At 29.8% G+C, this 2344-nt stretch carries 2 protein-coding genes and 1 pseudogene; all 3 read right to left on the bottom strand.

Translation table 11 applies throughout. The annotated features are described in order from the left end of the window. The coding region (locus EZH24_RS10430) for a DUF2225 domain-containing protein (RefSeq protein WP_137999064.1) at positions 1–697 on the bottom strand (697 nt) is incomplete at its 3' end. A gap of 53 nt (positions 698–750) precedes the next feature. Further along, entirely contained in the window at positions 751–1923 is a 1173-nt protein-coding gene (locus EZH24_RS10435) for a hypothetical protein (protein WP_137999065.1), read from the bottom strand. Continuing rightward, positions 1880–2344, bottom strand: a pseudogene (locus EZH24_RS10440) (NTP transferase domain-containing protein); the annotation flags it as partial. The gene EZH24_RS10435 and the pseudogene EZH24_RS10440, both read right to left, overlap by 44 nt.

The following is a 2344-nucleotide window of genomic DNA, read 5'->3' on the forward strand; positions in this document are numbered from 1 at the left end:
CGGGAATAAATTTTGAAGCGTCAAAACCGAGTAAAGCTCCCATATAAAGCATTCCTTCGTATCCAAAATTATTGTCTATATCTGGTCCGAAAGATTTTATTTTATCAAAACTTTCTTTTCCGTTTTGCATGCATTCTATAGCTTCGGCGTATAATTCGCTCGCTTTATATTGAAAAAACGGAATTAATCTGTCGTAATTTTCACTTGGCGCTTCTTTCGATAAATCTTCCAAAACCCAACTTAATCTTAAAGAACATAAAGCTTTTTTCAATGTCGGAGCGATTTCCTTATCATGATACAAATATCCGTCCAAAGCCAAAAAATAACTTGCAGCTCCAGAATATAAATCTCTATTCGCTTCAAAATTAACATTAAGCCCAAAAAATTCTTCCATATATTTTCTTCTTTCGTCTTTCGTATTCAAAATATCGTCAACCGATTTTTTATTAAGAAGCGAAAAGTCCTCGCTAAATGAAGCGTATAAACAATTTGGACAAACCGCCACCACATATATTAAAGGATAAACCGCTCCGTATTTTTTGCTTTTTTCGTAAGTTCTTCGCAAATCGTTTCTAAGTTCTCCCGCTATTAATCTTCCGCCTCCAGTAAGAAGCATTTCATGATAAAATTCGGTTTCGCATACGGGACAAACTCTCGGATTTTTTTCAAAATAAGATACTTTCAATTCTTCGCTCATAAAAATTCCTCTCTTATTAATTTTCTACAATTATTATTTAAACTATAAATTAATTATCGACTTCTTTTATATTTTTCAATATCGCTAATATTTAATTTGCTTATTCTCAATTCTTTAAATAAATCGTTATAATAAACCAAGTAAAAATAAGGATACCTTGCCGATGAGACTTTAATATCTCCTTTGCTCGTTCCAAGCGTTGACAAATCTATAATCTGTTCGTCCATGTATATATATTTACTTCCGTTTTCTTTAGTATAAAAAATTACATTTTGCGACGCATAATCCAAAGCGCAGTCCAAAGAAATTATATTTTCGTCTTCCGTTATTATATTTCCTTCCGTAAAAACTCCGTCATAAAATCTTCTATAATCGATTGAATTTTGATTATCTTTTGGAGTATAAATTATACTAAATCTATTATGAGATTCGTAATTAACGGAATATAAATTTGCGTTCGTCACAATCGAATTATTATCGAAAAATCTAAAAGCCGTATTTGTTTTTCTCGAAGCGTAAAAAATATTGTCCGTTTGATATTCTTTTATATAAACGGCATAACCGTCTTTTTCCGCGACTGGATAAATATTGCCTACTATTTTATTCGTATAAATCAAGTCCGAAAAAAAATTATCTCTATAGAATCTCGAAACATATAAAATTCCTTTATTATCTATAAAAAAAAGAATCGGAGAATTGAAAGCGGAAACAACCAATTTTAAATCGACTATTTTTTGATTTTCATTCAAATCCATCGGATAATTATTGAAATAGCCCGAATTATTATTTGCAAGCCAAATTTTATTATTTTTTAAGTAAGAAATATGAATGTTTTCGGAATTTGTAGCCAAACTTACCAAACTTCCAATTTCCCTATTTTTATCGATAATAGTTCTGTTAAATTTTCCGTCTTTTCCATTAACATAAACGGGAGTTTTCAAAATATTATCGTAATAAACGAAATGAATATTATCTTTGGAATCGGCAAAAATTTCGCTTATATAAGTTTCTTTATTTAACGAAGCGACAGCCCAAGTCGATAGAGATTCAAAACCGCTTAATCTTATATATTCTTTAGACAAAGGCGGAGCGTCTTTTTTTATATCTTTTTCGTATTGTCCGTTTAATATTAAAAATATTGAAAATAAAAAAACAAATATTTTTATTATTATATTACTTATTTTATTTTTTCTTTTTCGTTTTATTTTTTGATTTCTTTTTTCCATCTTCTATTTTAATAACGGATTCGATTCCTTCTTCTTTAGGTCTTATGAATCTGCATTTGATTATATTTCCTTTATCGTCTTTTAACGCTTTTATATGAGAATAATAAAATATGCAATGCTCGATATACGCGTTATTGTCGACTATCGAGCCGTATAAATAACTCACGCCTTTTATAAGAACATTTTGCCCAATTTTCGTAGGATGATTGTCGCTTCCCGTTATATTTACGCCTCGCTCCAAAATAGTTTCTTCGCCGATAAACACATTTCCTCTGATTTGATTTCCAGAATATATTTTAACATTTTTTTCTAAAATAAGTTTTTGTTTTTCCAAACATGAAAGCAAAACATTATCGCCAATAAAAGTATTTTCGCCAAGTTGAATATTTCCTTCGAGTCTCGCTCCCGCAACATTGAAATA

The organism is Brachyspira catarrhinii (genome assembly GCF_005518285.1).
Classification (GTDB): Bacteria; Spirochaetota; Brachyspiria; order Brachyspirales; family Brachyspiraceae; genus Brachyspira; species Brachyspira catarrhinii.

Excerpts from the sequence above, each read along its gene's own strand:
- EZH24_RS10435 (WP_137999065.1), bottom strand. The coding sequence starts at position 1,923 with ATGGAAAAAAGAAATCAAAAAATAAAACGAAAAAGAAAAAATAAAATA.